The 18,026-nt window shown below is 71.6% G+C and carries 16 protein-coding genes; all 16 read left to right on the top strand.

Going from position 1 to position 18,026, the window contains the following annotated elements:
* The first annotated feature begins 57 nt into the window (after positions 1–57).
* The 16 genes from mihF (at position 58) to CIK81_RS01320 (ending at position 18,011) form a co-directional block, all read left to right on the top strand.
* Positions 58–384 (top strand): integration host factor, actinobacterial type, encoded by a 327-nt coding sequence (gene mihF, locus CIK81_RS01395; protein WP_096163203.1) that lies wholly within the window; start codon positions 58–60, stop codon positions 382–384.
* Positions 381–977, top strand: coding sequence for a guanylate kinase (gmk, locus tag CIK81_RS01390; RefSeq protein WP_096163202.1), 597 nt, complete (start codon positions 381–383; stop codon positions 975–977). The genes mihF and gmk overlap by 4 nt, the downstream gene beginning before the upstream one ends.
* Before the next feature lie 83 nt (positions 978–1,060).
* The gene (gene rpoZ, locus CIK81_RS01385; protein ID WP_096163201.1) at positions 1,061–1,426 is read left to right on the top strand and encodes a DNA-directed RNA polymerase subunit omega; all 366 of its coding nucleotides are present in this window, start codon (positions 1,061–1,063) and stop codon (positions 1,424–1,426) included.
* 25 nt (positions 1,427–1,451) lie between these two features.
* Positions 1,452–2,726, top strand: a complete 1,275-nt coding sequence (gene coaBC, locus CIK81_RS01380) for a bifunctional phosphopantothenoylcysteine decarboxylase/phosphopantothenate--cysteine ligase CoaBC (RefSeq protein ID WP_096163200.1) — start codon at positions 1,452–1,454, stop codon at positions 2,724–2,726.
* Positions 2,723–3,931: a methionine adenosyltransferase gene (metK, locus tag CIK81_RS01375; RefSeq protein ID WP_096163199.1), complete on the top strand. Its 1,209-nt coding sequence runs from the start codon at positions 2,723–2,725 to the stop codon at positions 3,929–3,931. Before coaBC ends, metK begins: the two co-directional genes overlap by 4 nt.
* An 80-nt stretch (positions 3,932–4,011) precedes the next feature.
* On the top strand, positions 4,012–4,425 hold the full coding sequence (gene hisI, locus CIK81_RS01370; protein WP_158541873.1) for a phosphoribosyl-AMP cyclohydrolase: 414 nt from the start codon (positions 4,012–4,014) through the stop codon (positions 4,423–4,425).
* Positions 4,422–6,026 (top strand): anthranilate synthase component I, encoded by a 1,605-nt coding sequence (locus CIK81_RS01365; protein WP_158541872.1) that lies wholly within the window; start codon positions 4,422–4,424, stop codon positions 6,024–6,026. Before hisI ends, CIK81_RS01365 begins: the two co-directional genes overlap by 4 nt.
* Positions 6,023–6,760: a Trp biosynthesis-associated membrane protein gene (locus CIK81_RS01360; protein ID WP_096163198.1), complete on the top strand. Its 738-nt coding sequence runs from the start codon at positions 6,023–6,025 to the stop codon at positions 6,758–6,760. Before CIK81_RS01365 ends, CIK81_RS01360 begins: the two co-directional genes overlap by 4 nt.
* 149 nt (positions 6,761–6,909) lie before the next feature.
* Positions 6,910–7,158, top strand: a complete 249-nt coding sequence (locus CIK81_RS01355; protein WP_096163197.1) for an HGxxPAAW family protein — start codon at positions 6,910–6,912, stop codon at positions 7,156–7,158.
* Positions 7,155–7,622: a DUF2752 domain-containing protein gene (locus CIK81_RS01350; RefSeq protein WP_241963869.1), complete on the top strand. Its 468-nt coding sequence runs from the start codon at positions 7,155–7,157 to the stop codon at positions 7,620–7,622. The genes CIK81_RS01355 and CIK81_RS01350 overlap by 4 nt, the downstream gene beginning before the upstream one ends.
* Positions 7,623–7,686: 64 nt before the next feature.
* Complete coding sequence (gene trpC, locus CIK81_RS01345; protein WP_114355294.1) at positions 7,687–8,520, top strand: indole-3-glycerol phosphate synthase TrpC; 834 nt, start codon at positions 7,687–7,689, stop codon at positions 8,518–8,520.
* Complete coding sequence (trpB, locus tag CIK81_RS01340) at positions 8,517–9,851, top strand: tryptophan synthase subunit beta (RefSeq protein ID WP_096197798.1); 1,335 nt, start codon at positions 8,517–8,519, stop codon at positions 9,849–9,851. Before trpC ends, trpB begins: the two co-directional genes overlap by 4 nt.
* Positions 9,848–10,675, top strand: coding sequence for a tryptophan synthase subunit alpha (gene trpA / locus CIK81_RS01335; RefSeq protein WP_096163194.1), 828 nt, complete (start codon positions 9,848–9,850; stop codon positions 10,673–10,675). Before trpB ends, trpA begins: the two co-directional genes overlap by 4 nt.
* A gap of 189 nt (positions 10,676–10,864) precedes the next feature.
* A complete protein-coding gene (gene lgt / locus CIK81_RS01330; protein WP_096197797.1) occupies positions 10,865–11,794 on the top strand; it encodes a prolipoprotein diacylglyceryl transferase in 930 nt (309 codons plus the stop codon).
* 120 nt (positions 11,795–11,914) lie between these two features.
* Positions 11,915–16,540 (top strand): glutamate synthase large subunit, encoded by a 4,626-nt coding sequence (gltB, locus tag CIK81_RS01325; protein WP_114355293.1) that lies wholly within the window; start codon positions 11,915–11,917, stop codon positions 16,538–16,540.
* The gene (locus CIK81_RS01320) at positions 16,533–18,011 is read left to right on the top strand and encodes a glutamate synthase subunit beta (protein ID WP_114329512.1); all 1,479 of its coding nucleotides are present in this window, start codon (positions 16,533–16,535) and stop codon (positions 18,009–18,011) included. Before gltB ends, CIK81_RS01320 begins: the two co-directional genes overlap by 8 nt.
* Positions 18,012–18,026 lie beyond the last annotated feature (15 nt).

The following is an 18,026-nucleotide window of genomic DNA, read 5'->3' as shown; positions in this document are numbered from 1 at the left end:
ACGCGGGATCCTTCCGGATCCCGCCCGTCTCCAGCAAGAGAAGATGAGGTAAGAACAGTGGCTCTCCCTCCCCTCACCCCTGAGCAGCGGGCCGACGCCCTGAAGAAGGCCGCCGAGGCTCGACGTGAGCGCGCGGCCATCAAGGCTCGGCTCAAGGACAGCGCCGGTCACCGCGGCGAGGAGATCAAGAAGGTCCTCACCGAGGCCGAGACCAACGAGATCGTCGGTCGCCTGCGGGTCGCCGCCCTGCTCGAGGCTCTCCCGGGCGTCGGCAAGGTCAAGGCCCAGCAGATCATGGAGGAGATCGGCATCTCCCCGTCCCGCAAGATCCGGGGCCTCGGCTCCCATCAGGCGGAGAAGCTCGTCGCCCACTTCTCCGAGTGACCGCTTCCGTCGGGGCCGGTGCCGCAGCGGCACCGGCCCCAGTGACGGTCCTGGCCGGCCCCACAGCGGTCGGCAAGGGCACGGTCTCCGCGGCGATCCGGGCGCGATATCCCGAGATCTGGCTGTCCGTGTCGGCGACGACCCGGGCTGCGCGGCCCGGTGAGGTCGACGGGGTGCACTACCGCTTCGTGAGCGAGGAGGCGTTCAGCCGCCTGCTCGAGGACGGGCAGATGCTCGAATGGGCGATCGTGCACGGCCGCAACAAGTACGGCACGCCGCGCGGTCCCGTCGAGGAGAAGGTCGCCGAGGGCCGCCCCGTGCTCCTTGAGATCGACCTCGCCGGTGCCCGGCAGGTCCGCGATTCGATGCCCGAGGCGCGGTTCGTCTTCCTCGCTCCGCCCGACTGGGACACCCTGGTGGACCGGCTCGTGGGCCGGGGCACCGAGGACGCCGAGGAGCGCGAGCGGCGCCTGGAGACCGCGAAGGTCGAGCTCGCGGCGGAGAGCGAGTTCGACGTCACGATCGTCAACGACTCGGTGGACCGCGCAGCCGACGAGCTCGCCGGGCTCCTCGGGGTGCGCGACCTCACCTGACCTGTGCACCCGGCTCCTGGCCCTTTGCTATGCAGAGGGAGTATCCTGGAGCGTCGCACGCCGAAACTCACGAAGGGACATCCGTGGCCGGAACAGTCGCTCAGCCCGAAGGCATCACGAACCCCCCGATCGATCGTCTCCTCGAGACCGTCGACTCGAAGTACGCCCTGGTGCTCTACGGATCCCAGCGCGCCCGTCAGATCAACGCCTACTACTCGCAGCTCTCCGAGGGCCTGCTGGAGTTCGTCGGCCCCCTGGTGGACGTCGACAACCAGGAGAAGCCGCTGTCGATCGCGCTGCGCGAGATCGACGAGGGCCTGCTGACCGTGCGTGAGATCGATGAGGCGGAGTACGCCGCGCAGAACGAGCCCGATCCGGACGCCCCGGCGCCCCTCAAGCTCGGTGACGACGCGCCCGAGGTCCCCCCGACCTCGGACTTCTCCTTCTGATCCCTCACCGCCACCGGGAGGCCCGATGAGTCCCTCGCAGCGCACCCTTGACGGTGCCCGCGTCCTGGTCGGCGTCGGTGGCGGGATCGCCGCCTACAAGACCGCGCACCTGGTGCGCGGTCTTGTCGGTGAAGGGGCCGATGTCCGCGTCGTGCCCACCGCCTCCTCGTTGCACTTCGTGGGGGCCGCCACCTGGGAGGCCCTCAGCGGGCACCCGGTCCTGACCTCCGTCTTCGAGGACGTCGACGAGGTCGCGCATGTGCGTTTCGGCCAGGAGGCCGACCTCGTCGTGATCGCCCCGGCCACCGCCGATCTGCTCGCACGGATGCGCAGCGGACGCGCCGACGACATGCTCACCGCCTCCGTGCTCGTCACCCGCGCACCCGTGGTGGTCGCTCCCGCGATGCACACCGAGATGTGGGAGCACCCCTCGACCCGGGAGAACGTCAGCGTGCTCCGTGAGCGGGGGACCCTCGTCATCGACCCGGCCGTCGGCCGTCTCACCGGCCCCGACTCCGGTCCCGGGCGTCTTCCCGAACCCGACGCCCTGCTCGACGCCGCTCGCGCGGCGATCGCTGCGCCCCGCGATGAGCGCGGCGCCGTGCGGCGGGACCTCGCCGGTCGCGAGCTGCTCATCACCGCGGGCGGTACCCGTGAGGACCTCGATCCCGTCCGGTTCCTCGCCAACCACTCCTCGGGTCGCCAGGGCTGGGCCCTCGCCCATGCCGCCCTGGTGCGCGGCGCGCGCGTCCGTCTCCTCGCGGCCAACGTGGAGCTCGAGACGCCTCCGGGCGCCGAGCGGATCGATCTGGGCAGCGCCGCCGAGCTCGCCGACGCCGTCGCGACGCACCGCAGCAGGGTCGACGCCCTGGTGATGGCGGCGGCCGTGGCGGACTTCACAGCCGCCGATCGCGCCCAGGACAAGATCAAGAAGGACGACGGCGATGACGACTCCGTGCCGTCGCTCGCCCTGCGCCGCACCCAGGACATCCTGCGTCACAGCGTGCTCGATCGCGCCGACGCCGAATACCCCGTGATCGTGGGCTTCGCGGCCGAGACCGGCGGGAATGCCGCCTCGGCCCTGGACCTGGCCCGGGCGAAAGCACACCGAAAGGGTGCTGACCTGCTGGTCTTCAACGATGTCTCGGGCGAGGTCTTCGGCTCCGCGAGCAACTCCGTGCACATCCTGGATCAGACCGGGGAGGAGCTCGCCGCATCCGCCGGGAGCAAGACCGCCGTCGCCCACGTGGTGCTCGACGAACTCGCCCGTCGGCTGCCGGAAGTACCCTGGTCCGCATGACGTCCAGCGAGCTGCGCACCTTCACCTCAGAGTCGGTCACCGAGGGGCATCCGGACAAGATCTGCGACCAGATCTCCGATGCGATCCTCGATGACCTGCTGTCCCAGGACACCGGCGCCCGCGTCGCCGTCGAGACCATGGTGACCACCGGTCTCGTCCACGTCGCCGGCGAGGTCCGCACCTCGGGCTACAGCGACGTCGCGACGATCGTGCGCGATGTGATCCGAGACATCGGCTACGACTCCTCCGAGAAGGGCTTCGACGCGGACTCCTGCGGCATCGAGGTCTCCATCGGCGCCCAGTCCCCGGACATCGCACAGGGCGTCGACACGTCGTTCGAGACCCGGGGCGATGACACCGCCGAGGCCTTCGCCCGGCTCGGCGCCGGAGACCAGGGGCTCATGTTCGGCTACGCCTGCCACGACACCCCGGAGCTCATGCCCCTGCCGATCCATGCGGCCCACCGCCTCACCGCGAACCTCTCGGCCGCGCGCCGCGACGAGGTGCTCCCGTACCTGCGGCCCGACGGCAAGACCCAGGTGTCGATCGGCTATGACGAGGACGGTGTGGCACGCAGCGTCGAGGCCGTCGTCGTCTCCACGCAGCACAGCGAGGACGTCGATCTGACCAGCCAGCTCGCGCCAGCGATCCAGAAGGTCGTCATCAACCCCGTGCTCGAGGACCTCGACGCCCTGGGCCTGGACACCTCCGCGGTCGTCACGCACATCAACCCCTCGGGCCGCTTCGTGCTCGGCGGGCCCAAGGGCGATGCCGGCCTGACGGGACGCAAGATCATCGTCGACACCTACGGCGGCATGGCCCGCCACGGGGGCGGTGCCTTCTCCGGCAAGGACCCCTCGAAGGTGGATCGTTCGGGCGCCTATGCGATGCGCTGGGTGGCCAAGAACATCGTCGCCGCGGGTCTCGCGGACCGTTGCGAGGTGCAGGTCGCCTACGCGATCGGCGTCGCCGAGCCCGTCGGCCTGTACGTCGAGACCTTCGGCACCGGCCATCGCCCGGCGCACCAGATCGCGGCCGCCGTCCGCAAGGTGTTCGACCTGCGCCCGGCCGCGCTCATCGACTCGCTCGACCTGCTGCGCCCGATCTACTCCCTGACCTCCGTGCACGGCCACTTCGGCCGCGAGCTGCCCGAGTTCACCTGGGAGCGCACCGACCGTGCCGAGGAGCTGGAGCGCGCGCTGTGACGGCGCTCGCTCCGATCGGGTCCCGCGTTCCACCGTCGTCGGACTCTTCCGCTCCGTCCACCGATCCCAGGGAGTCCACCGTGTCGACAGAATCCGCCGTGCCCGACGTGCGGGCGATCCCCAGCTCCGGCCTCGATCCCGAGCTCGCCGCCCGCCTCAAGCGGGACCCCGACGGACTCGTCACCGCCGTCGTGCAGGGGGCGTCGGACCACCGCGTGCTGATGGTGGGCTGGATGGACGACGAGGCTCTGCACCGCACCCTGACCTCCGGCCGCGCGACCTACTGGTCGCGCTCGCGACAGGAGTACTGGCGCAAGGGTGACACCAGCGGCCACGTGCAGTGGGTCCGCTCCGTCGCCCTGGACTGCGACGGCGACACCCTGCTGGTGGAGGTCGACCAGGTCGGAGCGGCCTGCCACCGCGGCACCGACACCTGTTTCGACGGCGGCGACCTGGGCGCCGTCGTCCTGGACCCGACGGAGCGCACGGCATGAGCGAGACCACTTCCGCCGACAAGACCGCCGACGGCCCTCGGCCCGAGTCCTACCCCGAGCGCGTGGCCGGCCGTGAGGGCGACCTGCTCGGCGCCGTCCAGCCCGACCGCGAGACCTTCCGCGCCCTCGCGGAGCGTCAGCGCGTCGTGCCCGTGAGCGTGCGCCTGCTCGCCGACGAGGACACCCCGGTCTCGCTGTACCGCCGACTCACGACGGACGGCGATGCACGGGGCACCTTCCTGCTCGAATCCGCCGGGGAGGGCGAGGCCTCTCGCTGGTCGATCATTGGCACCCGTGCCCGCGCTGTCCTCACGGAGCGCGACGGCCGTGCCCACTGGCGCGGCGACGTCCCCTCCGGAGTGCCCACCGACGGCAGCCCCGTGGAGGCCCTGCGAGAGGTCACCAGCGCCTTCCGGGCCGCACGCCAGGAGCACCTGCCGCCGTTCTCGGGCGGCATGGTCGGATTCATCGCGTACGACGCGGTCAGGCACTGGGAGGCCCTCCCGGACGCTCCGCCCGACGAGATCGGTCTGCCGGACCTGTCGATGCTCCTCGCCCAGGACGTCGTGGTCCACGACGCGCACGATTCGACGGTCGTGCTGGTCGCCAATGCCCTGAACCTCAATGCGACGGCCGACGGGGTCGACGCCGCCTATGACGACGCCCTCGCACGCCTCGAGGCGATGCGCGAGCGACTGCGCGTCCCGCTGGACTCGAGCGCCATGGTCTACGAGACCGTCCGCGATCTGGAGCCGAAGGCCCGCACCGCCCAGCTGGACTACGAGCGCGCCGTGCACGAAGCGGTCCAGGACATCATCGACGGGGAGATCTTCCAGGTCGTCCCCTCCCAGCGGTTCTCCGTCCCGGTGGCGGCCGATCCGCTGGACGTGTACCGGGTGCTGCGGCGCATGAACCCCAGCCCCTACATGTACCTGCTGCGCACCGTCGACTCCGAGGGCGAGCCGATCGACGTGGTGGGCGCGAGCCCCGAATCCCTCGTGACCGTGCGCGGCACGACGGCGACCACGCACCCGATCGCCGGCTCGCGGCCCCGCGGCGCGACGCCGGAAGAGGACGAACGGCTCGCCGCCGAGCTGCTGGCGGATCCCAAGGAGCGCTCCGAGCACCTCATGCTCGTGGACCTCGCCCGCAACGACCTGCAGAAGTTCTGCGCGCCGGGGACCGTGGTGGTGCGGGACTTCATGCACATCCAGAAGTTCTCGCACATCCAGCACATCGTCTCCACGGTGACCGGGACGATCCGTGAGGACGCCCTGGCCTACGACGCGCTGCGGGCCACGTTCCCCGCCGGCACCCTCTCCGGCGCGCCCAAGCCCTCGGCGATGCGGATCATCGACGGTCTGGAGCCGGTGCGCCGCGGCGTCTACGGCGGCACCGTCGGCTATATCGACTTCGCCGGTGACATGGACATGGCCATCGCGATCCGCACCGCCGTGCTCAAGGACGGCACGGCCCACGTGCAGGCAGGCGGCGGCGTGGTGGCCGATTCCGACGCCACCATGGAGCACCGCGAGACCCAGTCCAAGGCCGCCGCCGCCCTGCGCGCGGTGGCCTCGGCGGATACGCTGCGCACCGCATGAGCACGCAGCCGCCCCGCACCGCCCGGCGACCTGGGCGCCGTCTGACCGTCCTGGCGGCCACGGCCGCCTCGGCCCTGCTGATCGGGGCCACCCGCACCACCTGGACGGCCGCGACGGCTCCCGACCTGACCGGCGCGGCGCAGTCCGTCGCGGTCACCGGCGCCGACGCCGCCCCGGCGGTGCTCGCCCTGGCCATCGTCGCTCTGGCAGCGGCGCTGGCCACCTCGCTGTCCTCGACCTGGGTGCGCTTCGTGACCGGGCCGGTGCTGATCGCCTCGGGACTGGGCGCCGCCTGGACCGCGTTCGCCGTGCACCGGGATCCCGTGTCCGCCTCCGGATCCGCGGTCTCCTCCGCCACCGGCGTGGTGGGTTCGGAGCTGTCCGCGACCGCCACCGTGTGGCCGTTGCTCGCGGTGCTCCTCGGGCTCGTCCTGGTCGTGCTCGGCGTCGTGGTGCTGATCGCCGGTCGCAGCTGGCCCGTCGGCACCCGGTACCGCAGCCCGGCGGTCGCCGCGCCGTCGGACCCGTCACGCGACCCCGCCGCCGCGTGGGACGCCCTCACCCGGGGCGAGGACCCGAGCCTCGGTCCGGAGGACGAGGAGCCGTCAGCCTCGTCGGTGGAGGTGCCGGCCGCGGCCGAGCAGGAGACGGCTGAGCAGGAGACGGGCGAGCAGGAGACGGCTCCGGGGACGCGGCGCTCCGCGCCCGACGACGGCGCGGCGCGCGCGGACTGAGCGAGCGCGACGGCCACCGGGGGAACGGCGCGGCGGTGATCGTGCTCACGGCCCCCGCGACACCCCGGGCACACGCCGGACAGCTCGTCGCCCACCGAGCGCTGACGTGGCACAATGTCGGTGACCGGGACCCTGACTGGAGAAGGATCATGACCAAGACCTATGCCGTGCCGCCGCCCCCGCCCCACAACGAGGGCAAGACCGTGGCTGCGTACATCCTCAACTTCGGTGTAGTCCTGGGCGCGATCTTCATCGGGCTGGGCATGGTCCTCCCGATGCCGATCCTGGTCTGGGTGGGCTGCGGAATCATCGCCGTCGCGATCATCGCCGGCGTCGCGCTCTCCCTGGCAGGCTTCGGCCAGCCCCGTCGACGAGCCTCCGAAGCAGAAGCGCGGTGACCTCTGCGGTGGATGACCTGCGCGGTGACACCGTGCAGGACGCCACCGCCCGAGGCATGGGCCGGGCCCTGCTGCCGCTGGGGATCGTCACCGGGGGCGTGGTGCTCGCGGTGGGTGTGCAGCTGGTCTTCGATCCGTTCCGGACCGATGTCCCGCTGTGCCTCGTGTACCACCTGACCGGGCTGCACTGCCCGGGCTGCGGCGCCATCCGCGCCGTGCACTCCCTCCTGGCCGGTGACCTGCTGCTCGCCCTGCGCAGCAATCTCCTGATCACGGCCTCCCTGCCGCTGGTCGCGCTCGGCTTCGCCGCGTGGACCGTGCGCCGGGTCCGCGGGACGGCCCTGCGCCGGCTCCCGGCCAGCCGCACGCTCTACCTGCTGCTCGCCGTGGTCGCCGTGTTCACGGTATTGCGCAATCTGCCCGCCTTCTGGTTCCTCGCCCCGGTCTCGTTCGTCGGCGCCTGAGATCCCGAATCCCGACCTGCTCGCTCCGGGCAGGCAACGCCCCCGACTGCTGCAGGAGGCCCGTATGACCACCACCGGAACCGTGCTCGACGAGATCATCGCCGGAGTGCGAGAGGACCTCGAGGTGCGTCGTGCCCAGATCTCGGTCACCGAGATCGAGCGACTGGCCCGCGCCGCGTCCCCGGCACGGGACGCCCGCGCGGCCCTGGTCGGCGACGGCTCGACCATGGGTCTGATCGCCGAGGTGAAGCGTGCGAGCCCGTCCAAGGGCTCCCTGGCCGACATCCCCGTGCCGGCGGACCTCGCCGAGATCTATGCGACCCACGGCGCCTCCGCCATCAGCGTCCTCACCGAGCAGCGTCGATTCCGCGGCTCCCTCGCAGATCTGGACGCCGTGCGCGAGCGGGTGCAGGTGCCGGTGCTGCGCAAGGACTTCGTGGTCGATCCGTACCAGGTGTTCGAGGCACGCGCCCATGGGGCCGATCTCGTGCTGCTCATCGTCGCTGCCCTGGATGACGACCTGCTGCGCGAGCTGTACGACCTGATCGCCGAGCTCGGCATGCAGGCCCTGGTCGAGACCCACACCGAGGAGGAGCTGGACCGTGCGCTCGCGCTCGGGGCCGACCTCATCGGGGTCAACGCCCGCAACCTCAAGACGCTGGACGTGGACCTCTCCCGCGCCGCGGCCCTGCTTCAGCGCATCCCCCGGGGCCCGCTCGCGATCGGGGAATCCGCAGTGCTCTCCGTCGACGACGTCGAGGCCTACGCCGCCGCCGTCGCCGACGCCGTCCTGGTCGGTGAGGCCCTGGTGACCGCCGGCGCGCCCGCAGCCTCCGTCACCGCGTTCCGCCAGGTGGCCCGTCGAGGCCGCCCCGCCCCGGAAGGAGCTCAGGCATGAGCACCCCCGATCCGCTCCCCGTCGTCCCCGAGCTCGAGCGCCCCGAGGGCGAGCTGCGCTCCGAAGCAGGTCCCTACTTCGGTGACTTCGGCGGCCGTTTCCTGCCCGAGGCGCTCGTGCCCGCTCTCGACGAGCTGCGCGAGACCTACGAGAAGGCGGTGCTGGACCCGGAATTCGTCGCCGAGCTGCAGCGCCTCGCCCGGGAGTACACGGGCCGCCCCTCGCTGCTGTCCGAGGCGCCGCGCTTCTCCCGGCTCGCCGGTGGCGCGCGCATCCTGCTCAAACGCGAGGATCTCAACCACACCGGCAGCCACAAGATCAACAACGTGCTCGGCCAGGCGCTGCTGACCAAGCGCATGGGCAAGACCCGCCTCATCGCGGAGACCGGCGCCGGCCAGCACGGCGTCGCCACCGCGACCGCGGCCGCCCTGTTCGGTCTGGACTGCACGATCTACATGGGCGAGGAGGACACCGAGCGCCAGGCGCTCAATGTCGCCCGCATGAGGCTCCTCGGCGCCGAGGTGGTCGCGGTGTCCCAGGGATCGCGCACCCTCAAGGACGCGATCAACGAGGCGTTCCGTGACTGGGTCGCCAACGTCGAGAGCACCCACTACCTGCTGGGGACCGTCGCCGGCCCCCACCCCTTCCCGGTGATGGTGCGCGACTTCCACCGCATCATCGGCGAGGAGGCGCGTGCCCAGACCCTCGAGGTCGCCGGGCGCCTGCCCGACGCCGTGGTCGCGTGCGTCGGCGGCGGATCCAACGCCATGGGGATCTTCCACGCCTTCCTCGACGACACCGACCCGATGGTGCGCCTGGTGGGCTGTGAGGCCGGCGGCGACGGGGTCGCGACCGGACGCCACAGCGCCACCATCGGCGGCGGCTCACCCGGGGTGCTGCACGGCGCCCGCAGCTTCGTCATGCAGGACGAGGACGGTCAGACCATTCCCTCGCACTCCATCTCGGCGGGCCTGGACTACCCCAGCGTGGGCCCCGAGCACGCGTGGCTGGCGGACATCGGACGTGCCGAGTACCGCCCGGTCGACGACACCGCCGCCATGGAGGCCTTCGCCCTGCTGTCGATGACCGAGGGCATCATGCCCGCGATCGAATCCGCCCATGCCCTCGCCGGTGCCCTGACGCTGGGCCGAGAGCTCGGCGAGGACGCCGTCATCCTGGTGAGCCTCTCCGGCCGCGGCGACAAGGACGTGGACACCGCCTCGCGCTGGTTCGGCCTGGTGGGGGACGACCCCGCCCGCGCCGATCTCGGAGCCCTGCGCGCCCAGGCCCGCACCACCTCCGACCTCATCGACCCGAAGGAGACGCCATGAGCGCCCCCGACACCCGGCGTCTGCGCTCCGCGGACGCCCTGGACCGCGCCCGCGACGAGGAGCGCGCCGCGCTGATCGGCTACCTCCCCGTCGGCTACCCGGACCTGGCCGGCTCGATCGACGCCGCGCGCGTGCTCATCGACCACGGCGCGGACATGATCGAGCTGGGGCTGCCCTACTCGGACCCCGTGATGGACGGCCCGGTGATCCAGAGGGCCGCGGGCAGCGCGCTGGCCGCAGGCACCCGCACCCGCCATGTGCTCGATGCCGTCGAGGCGCTCTCCGGCCGCGGCGCCGCGATCCTCGTGATGTCCTACTGGAACCCGATCCTCGCCTACGGCCCGCACACCTTCGCCCGTGATCTCGCCATGGCCGGCGGCGCCGGGGTCATCACCCCGGACCTGATCCCCGACGAGGGAGCGGACTGGATCGAGGCCAGCGAGGAGCACGGCGTGGACCGGGTGTTCCTGGTCGCCCCCAGCTCCCCGCCGGACCGTCTGGCCCATGTGGTCTCCCACACGCGCGGATTCGTCTATGCGGCGAGCACCATGGGCGTGACGGGCACCCGCGCGAGCGTCTCGGCGGCGACCGAGGGCCTGGTGGAGCGCACCCGGGCCGCCGGCGCCGAGAACGTCTGCGTCGGTCTGGGCGTCTCGAACGGTGAACAGGCCGCGCAGGTCGGCGCGTACGCTGATGGAGTGATCGTCGGCTCCGCATTCGTGCGGGCTCTGCTCGAGAACGAGGGCGACTCCTCCGCGGCGCGCAGTGCGCTCGCGACGGTGGCCGACGATCTGCGTGCCGGTGTCGAACGCTCACGGCGGTGAGAACGGCTCGGCGCCCGGTCCCGCCGATGCCCTCAGGCAGCGGCGGGATGACGCAGCAGCATGACGACGACGTGACGACATGACGGAGGAACCCCGTCCCGGGGTCGGCGATGCCGAGCCGGGGACAGGTCCCCGAGGACGGATCCGCAGCCGCACCGTGCGGCACGAGCCAGTGAGGAGTGCACGGCGATGATTCCCAGCCCACCCATCTCCTCGCTGTCCCTCGGCCCGCTCACCGTGCACTTCTACGCGATCTGCATCCTGGCCGGGATCGGGTTCGCCCTGTGGTGGGCCACCAAGCGCTGGGTAGCCCGCGGCGGCGACGGCGACGATCTGTTCGACATCGTCTTCGTCGCGGTGATCGCCGGCATCGTCGGCTCCCGCGTCTGGCACGTGCTGACCTCGCCCGCCCCCTTCTTCGGCCCGGACGGCAACCCCCTGGCGGTGTTCTACATCTGGCAGGGCGGTCTCGCCATCTACGGCGGAGTCGCCGGCGGCGCGATCGCGGTGTGGATCATGGCGCGGGTGAAGAAGGTGTCCTTCACCGCGCTGGCCGACACGATCGGCCCCACCATCATGGCCGCCCAGATCCTCGGCCGCTTCGGCAACTGGTTCAACCAGGAGCTGTACGGGCCCGAGCTCGACGCCTGGTGGGCCTGGGACGTCACCTGCGTGACCAACGGGCAGACCATCGGCGGGTGCGAGCCCGGCATGTACCACCCCACCTTCCTGTACGAGCAGCTCTGGAATCTGGTGGGGCTCGCGGTCCTGCTCCTGCTGAGCCGACGGTTCCAGTGGGCCGGAGGCCGCGTGTTCTGGGCCTACGTGGCGATCTACTCCGTCGGCCGTGCAGGCATCGACGCGATCCGCACCGAGCCGGTGCTCATGGTCGGCCCGTTGCGCATCCATACGCTCGTCGCCATCCTCACTGCCCTCGTCGCGATCGGTGTGTTCACCCTGCTCACGGTGCGCAAGCAGCGCCGTGGCGGCGAGGTCGTCGCGGCCGACGGCTCCTTCGAGCTGTCCGCGCAGACGGCAGGGAACGGTCCTGACGAGGACGAGGTCGAGAAGTCCGGGACGCCCCCCTCCACGGGCGACGACCCCGCACCCGGCCCCTAGGGCACGCAGGAACCCCGCGCGACGCGAATCGCCAGGACGGGAACCCGTGCCCGGGACCGGGCACACGTCGATACCCGACGTCCCCGTCACCGGCCGCCCACCTGGAAGGGCTTCGCAGCCATGCGCACTCCTGATACTCGTCTCCGCCGTCCTCGACCCTCCTCCGAACACTCTCTGACCACTCGGTTCTCCCGTCTTCCCGCTGCGCAGGGTCTCTACCGCCCCGAGAGCGAGGTCGACTCGTGCGGCGTCGCGATGATCGCGACCCTGCGCGGCAGCGCCGGCCATGACATCGTCGAGCACGCGCTGACTGCCCTGCGGAACCTCGAACATCGGGGCGCCACCGGCGCCGAGGAGGACACCGGGGACGGAACAGGCATCATGGTCCAGCTGCCGGACGCCTTCCTCCGCGAGGTCAGCGGCCTGGAGCTGCCGCCGCTCGGCGCCTATGCGGCCGGTATCGCGTTCCTCCCGCGCGAGGCAGGGGAGCGGGAAGAGGCTCTCAGGAGCCTCGAGGAGATCTCGGCCGACGAGGGCCTGCGGCTGCTCGGCCTGCGCGATGTGCCCACCACCGACGGACTCGTCGGCCCCTCCGCGGAAGAGGTGCGCCCGGACTTCGCGCAGGTGTTCCTCGCCGACGCCGCCGGCGAGCGCACCGGCATCGAGCTGGAGCGCGCGGCCTTCGCAGTGCGGCGGCGCATGGAGCACACCACCGAGGCGTACTTCCCCTCGCTCTCGACCCGCGTGATGGTCTACAAGGGGATGCTCACCCCGGCGCAGCTCGACGAGTTCTATCCCGATCTGCGTGATCCCCGCTTCGCCTCCGAGCTCGCGATCGTCCATTCCCGGTTCTCCACGAACACGTTCCCGGCCTGGCCGCTCGCTCACCCCTTCCGCTCCCTCGCCCACAACGGCGAGATCAACACGGTGATCGGCAACCGCAATCGCCTGCGGGCCGCCGAGGGGAGCATGCGCACCGACGTGTTCGGCGAGGACTTCGAGCGCCTGCTGCCGGTGGCGACGCCCGGCGGCTCGGATTCCGCCGCGCTCGACGAGGCGCTCGAGCTGCTGCACCTTGCGGGCCGCTCGCTCCCGCACGCCCTGATGATGCTGATCCCCGAGCCGTGGGAGAACGACGAGTCGATGGACCCGAAGCTGCGGGCCTTCTACGAGTTCCATTCCGCGCTCCAGGAGCCGTGGGACGGCCCCGCCTCCGTGGTGTTCACCGACGGCACGCAGGTGGGCGCCCGGCTGGATCGCAACGGACTGCGCCCGCTGCGCTACTGGATCACGCAGGACGATCTGGTGATCCTCGGCTCCGAGACCGGACTGGTCGACGTGCCGCGCTCCTCCGTGGTGCGCACCGGGCGCGTCGCCCCGGGCGAGATCTTCCTGCTCGATCTCGCGGCGGGGGAGATCGTGCCCAGCGCCGAGCTCAAGCACGCCATCGCCACCGGGCACCCGTACGACCAGTGGGTGCGCGAGCAGAAGGTGCCGCTCACGGACCTCCCCGCCCGTGAGCACATCGTCCACTCTCGCTCCTCCGTGGTGCGCCGCCAGCAGACCTTCGGCTATACCGAGGAGGAGCTGAGGATCCTGCTGGCCCCGATGGCCGCGAAGGGCGCCGAACCGCTCGGGGCCATGGGCACCGACACCCCGGTCGCGGTGCTCTCGGAGCGCCCACGGCTGCTGTTCGACTACTTCACACAGATGTTTGCGCAGGTCACGAATCCCCCTCTGGACTCCCTGCGGGAGGAGATCGTGACGTCGCTGGGCGTGGCGATCGGTCGGTCCCGGAACCTGCTGGAGGCCACCGCGCAGCACACCCGCCAGCTCGCCCTGGACTTCCCGATCCTGGACAACGACGAGCTCGCGAAGATCATGTCGGTGGAGGCGAACCCCGCCACCGCGGACTTCCGCACCGTCCGGCTGCGCGGGCTGTACCCCGTCGCCGGCGGCACCGCCGCCCTCGAACAGCGCCTGCAGGAGATCTGCGCGGAGGCGGTCGCCGCGATCGACGACGGCGCCACCTTCCTGGTGCTCTCGGACCGCGACGCCGACCAGGTGCTGGCCCCGATCCCGTCCCTGCTGCTGACCAGCGCCGTCCAGCATCACCTGGTGCGCACGGGGCGCCGCACCTCCGCGGCGCTGCTCGTGGAGGCCGGGGACGTGCGGGAGGTGCATCACGCGGCCCTGCTGATCGGCTACGGCGCGAGCGCCCTGAACCCGTATCTCGCGATGGAGAGCGTCGAGGAGCTCGTGCAGCGCGGCGTGATCAGCGACCTCACCCCCGAGCAGGCCGTCGAGAACCTCAACCGGGCGCTCGGGAAGGGCGTCCTGAAGATCATGTCGAAGATGGGCATCGCCACGGTCGCCTCCTACCGCGGCGCCCAGATCTTCGAGGCGGTGGGCCTGTCCCAGGACCTCGTGGAGACCTGGTTCCCCGGGACCATCAGCCGCCTGGGAGGGATCACGCTGGACGTCATCGCCGCGGAGAACGCGGCGCGGCACGCCCTGGCCTATCCGGTGGACGGCGAGCATCCCGCCCACCGCAGCCTCCCGGTGGGCGGGGAGTACCAGTGGCGTCGGGAGGGGGAGCCGCACCTGTTCACGCCGGAGGCGGTCTTCCGCCTCCAGCACTCCACCCGCACCCGGCAGTTCGAGGAGTTCCGCCGCTACACCGACGAGGTCGATGAGCAGCACGAACGGCTGATGACGATCCGCGGTCTGCTGCGCCTGCGCACCGGAGAGCTCGACCCGGTGCCGATCGACGAGGTCGAGGGGATCGAGTCGATCACGAGGCGGTTCATGACCGGGGCGATGAGCTACGGCTCGATCTCCCAGGAGGCGCACGAGACCCTCGCGATCGCCATGAACCGGCTGGGCGGGATGTCCAACAGCGGCGAAGGGGGAGAGGATCCCGAGCGTCTGCGGGATCCCGAGCGGCGCAGCGCGATCAAGCAGATCGCCTCCGGACGCTTCGGCGTCACCAGCGAATACCTCAGCTCGGCCAGGGACATCCAGATCAAGATCGCCCAGGGCGCCAAGCCCGGCGAGGGCGGCCAGCTGCCGCCCGAGAAGGTCTATCCGTGGATCGCCCGCACCCGGCATTCGACCCCGGGCATCGGCCTCATCTCGCCGCCGCCCCATCACGACATCTACTCGATCGAGGACCTCGCCCAGCTCATCCACGATGCGAAGTCCGCGAACCCGCGGGCCCGCATCCACGTCAAACTGGTCTCCCGCTTCGGCGTCGGGACGGTCGCGGCGGGCGTGTCGAAGTCCCATGCCGACGTCGTCCTGATCTCCGGGCACGACGGCGGCACCGGCGCCAGCCCGCTGAACTCGCTCAAGCACGCAGGGACCCCGTGGGAGCTGGGGCTCGCCGAGACCCAGCAGACGCTCCTGCTGAACGGGCTGCGCGATCGCATCACCGTGCAGGTCGACGGCCAGATGAAGACCGGTCGCGACGTCGTGATCGCCGCGCTGCTGGGCGCCGAGGAGTACGGTTTCGCGTCCGCACCGCTCGTCGTCTCCGGCTGCGTCATGATGCGCGTGTGCCACCTGGACACCTGCCCGGTGGGGGTGGCGACGCAGAACCCCGAGCTGCGCGCCCGCTTCACCGGCAGCGCCGACCACGTGGTGACCTTCTTCGAGTTCGTCGCCCAGCAGGTGCGCGAGCATCTCGCGGCGCTCGGGCTGAGGAACCTGGACGAGGCGGTGGGCCGCAGCGATCTGCTGGGACTGCGCACGGACCTCGAGGGCCGCTCCGCCCTCGGCGCCGCCAAGCGCGCGGGCCTGGATCTCGCAGCGATCCTCGCGACCCCCGCCGCACATCCCGGCGACCATCCGCGGCGTCTGCGGGGGCAGGACCACCAGCTCGAGCGCGCCGCGGACCACCCCTGGATCGAACAGGCGGGTCCGGTCATCGACGGCCTCGAGCAGTCGGTGCGGATCGCGGACACGCTTCGCAACACCCAGCGCAGCAGCGGCACACTGCTGGGCCACGAGGTCACGCGCCGGACCGGAGGCGAGGGCCTGGCCGAGGACTCGGTCGTACTGGACCTCGCGGGCACCGGGGGGCAGTCCTTCGGGGCCTTCCTGCCGCGCGGCGTCAGCATGCACCTGAGCGGGGACGCGAACGACTACGTCGGCAAGGGCCTGTCCGGGGGCGTCATCGCCGTCGGCCACGGCGCCGGGACCGAGCCCTCGTTGACCTCCGCGGTCATCGCAGGGAACACCTGCGCCTACGGGGCCACCAGCGGGCGCCTGTTCCTCGCCGGCTCGGCGGGGGAGAGGTTCGGCGTGCGCAACTCCGGCGCCACGCTGGTCGTCGAGGGCATCGGCGACCACGGCGCGGAGTACATGACCGGCGGTGCGGTGCTCGTGCTCGGCCCCACCGGGCGCAACCTCGGCGCCGGGATGAGCGGGGGCACGCTGTTCGTGCTCGATCTCGACGCGACGACGCTGAACCCGCAGGACGCCGCCGGCTTCGAGATCACCCCCGTGCGCGAGGAGCATCGCGCCTTCGTGCTCGAGACCCTCGGCGAGCACGCCCGCCGCACCGGCTCGGACCGCGCGGCCGCCCTGCTGGCGGACCCCGATGAGCTGCTGCGCCGTCTCACGGAGATCGCCCCGCGCGCGTTCCTGCGCATCACCGGGATCCGCGAGCGGGCGCTGGCGACGGGGGACGACCCCGATTCACACGATGTCTGGAACGAGATCATGGAGAGCACTCATGGCTGATCCCCGCGGATTCCTGCGCTACCGGGACCGTGAGCTCCCGGCCCGTCGTCCCGTCCCGCTGCGCCTGATGGACTGGCGCGAGGTCTACGAGGCCCGTGAGCAGGGCACGCTGGACGTCGTCTCCCGGCAGGCGGGTCGCTGCATGAACTGCGGCATCCCGTTCTGCCATCAGGGCTGCCCCCTGGGCAACCTGGTCCCCGAATGGAACGACCTGGTCTACCGCGACGACTGGCACGAGGCCGTCGAGCGCCTGCACGCGACCAACAACTTCCCGGAGTTCACCGGGAGGGCGTGCCCCGCGCCGTGCGAGTCCAGCTGCGTGCTGGGCATCAACCAGCCGCCCGTCACGATCAAGAACGTCGAGGTGTCGATCATCGACCGCGCCTTCGAGGAGGGCTGGGTCCGACCCGTCGAGGCCTCGCGCCAGACCGGACGCTCGGTGGCGGTCGTCGGTTCCGGTCCTGCCGGGCTCGCCGCAGCGCAGCAGCTCACCCGCGCCGGCCACTCGGTCGTCGTGCTCGAGCGCGACGACCGGTTGGGCGGGCTGCTGCGGTACGGCATCCCCGAGTTCAAGCTCGAGAAGCGCCATGTCGACCGTCGCCTGGAGCAGATGCGCGCCGAGGGCACCCGCTTCCGCACGGGCGTCGACGTCGGCGGGACGGGGGAGGGCGCACTGTCCGTGGAGGACCTGCGCTCCCGCTTCGACGCCGTCGTGCTCGCGACCGGGGCGAATGTCCCCCGCGAGCTGCAGGTCCCCGGCCGCCAGGCCGCAGGCGTCCATCCCGCCATGTCCTACCTGACCGAGGCGAACCGGCTCGTCGAGGGCGATCGGCTCGACGGCGCCATCGACGCGGAGGGCAAGGACGTCGTGATCATCGGCGGCGGCGACACCGGCGCGGACTGCCTGGGCACCGCGCTGCGCCAGGGCGCCCGTTCCGTCACGACGCTCGCGATCGGCACCCAGCCCCCGTCGGAGCGGGACGAGAGCCAGCCCTGGCCCACGCATCCCGTGCTCTTCGAGGTCTCCACGGCGCACGAGGAGGGCGGCGACCGCAGCTATCTCGCCTCGACCACCGGCTTCACCGTCGACGAGCACGGAGCGGTCACGGGCCTGAAGGTGGCCCGCACCGAGATCCGTGACGGCCGGCGCCGACCCGCGCCGGGCACCGAGACCGTGCTGCCGGCGACTCTCGTCCTGATCGCCATGGGCTTCACGGGGACCCAGGAGCAGGGGCTGCTCTCCGATCTCGGCGTGGAGCTCACCTCCCGGGGCACGATCGTGCACGACGGGGAGTGGGCCACGAGCGCCCCGGACGTGTTCACCGCCGGCGACTGCGCGCGGGGCCAGAGCCTCATCGTGTGGGCGATCGCCGAGGGCCGGTCCTGCGCCGCGGCGGTGGATCGTCACCTCATGGGCGCCTCGTCGCTCCCTGCTCCGGTGAGTCCTGGGGAGAAGCCCGTCACGGTATGAAACACTAGAGGTGAC

This window comes from Brachybacterium sp. JB7, from assembly GCF_003335205.1.
Lineage (GTDB): Bacteria > Actinomycetota > Actinomycetes > Actinomycetales > Dermabacteraceae > Brachybacterium > Brachybacterium alimentarium.
The sequence above is the reverse complement of the archived record's forward strand: the minus strand, read 5'-3'. Positions and strand labels throughout refer to the sequence as shown.

What these genes read in the sequence shown, in the direction of transcription:
- coaBC (WP_096163200.1), top strand. Translation starts at nt 1,452, where the DNA reads ATGAGTCCCTCGCAGCGCACCCTTGACGGTGCCCGCGTCCTGGTCGGC.
- metK (WP_096163199.1), top strand. Translation starts at nt 2,723, where the DNA reads ATGACGTCCAGCGAGCTGCGCACCTTCACCTCAGAGTCGGTCACCGAG.
- CIK81_RS01365 (WP_158541872.1), top strand. Translation starts at nt 4,422, where the DNA reads ATGAGCGAGACCACTTCCGCCGACAAGACCGCCGACGGCCCTCGGCCC.
- CIK81_RS01360 (WP_096163198.1), top strand. Translation starts at nt 6,023, where the DNA reads ATGAGCACGCAGCCGCCCCGCACCGCCCGGCGACCTGGGCGCCGTCTG.
- CIK81_RS01355 (WP_096163197.1), top strand. Translation starts at nt 6,910, where the DNA reads ATGACCAAGACCTATGCCGTGCCGCCGCCCCCGCCCCACAACGAGGGC.
- trpC (WP_114355294.1), top strand. Translation starts at nt 7,687, where the DNA reads ATGACCACCACCGGAACCGTGCTCGACGAGATCATCGCCGGAGTGCGA.
- trpB (WP_096197798.1), top strand. Translation starts at nt 8,517, where the DNA reads ATGAGCACCCCCGATCCGCTCCCCGTCGTCCCCGAGCTCGAGCGCCCC.
- trpA (WP_096163194.1), top strand. Translation starts at nt 9,848, where the DNA reads ATGAGCGCCCCCGACACCCGGCGTCTGCGCTCCGCGGACGCCCTGGAC.
- lgt (WP_096197797.1), top strand. Translation starts at nt 10,865, where the DNA reads ATGATTCCCAGCCCACCCATCTCCTCGCTGTCCCTCGGCCCGCTCACC.
- gltB (WP_114355293.1), top strand. Translation starts at nt 11,915, where the DNA reads ATGCGCACTCCTGATACTCGTCTCCGCCGTCCTCGACCCTCCTCCGAA.
- CIK81_RS01320 (WP_114329512.1), top strand. Translation starts at nt 16,533, where the DNA reads ATGGCTGATCCCCGCGGATTCCTGCGCTACCGGGACCGTGAGCTCCCG.